At 59.0% G+C, this 307-nt stretch carries 1 pseudogene; it reads right to left on the reverse strand.

What is annotated here, in order from left to right:
* A pseudogene (locus EOB49_RS35105) lies at nucleotides 1–234 on the reverse strand (lytic transglycosylase domain-containing protein); the annotation flags it as partial.
* Nucleotides 235–307: the final 73 nt, after the last annotated feature.

The following is a 307-nucleotide window of genomic DNA, read 5'->3' on the forward strand; positions in this document are numbered from 1 at the left end:
CATCGGCTCCAGGCCATAGATCGATGCCTGGCAACTCGCAAATGCCTTGAAAGCCTGCCGGGTCCACTCCGTGGCCGGATCACAGCGCACTGGTTGCTTCAGGCCGGACGAAAGCTGTGGTTTCACGGATGGTCGTTCCAGCCAGTTGGCACTGGCCGGCGTGACCGTTTGGACAAAGCCAAACGACACGATCGCGCCCGCGACCGCCTTTAGGAAGGATCCGTCGGCTGTCATGATGGCCAACAGGCGTGGCTATCCGGTCAGTGCATGTACTCGACAATGCGATCGTGAAAACACTCGCATTTGT

It is taken from the genome of Mesorhizobium sp. M7A.F.Ca.MR.148.00.0.0, assembly GCF_003997735.1.
GTDB lineage: Bacteria > Pseudomonadota > Alphaproteobacteria > Rhizobiales > Rhizobiaceae > Mesorhizobium.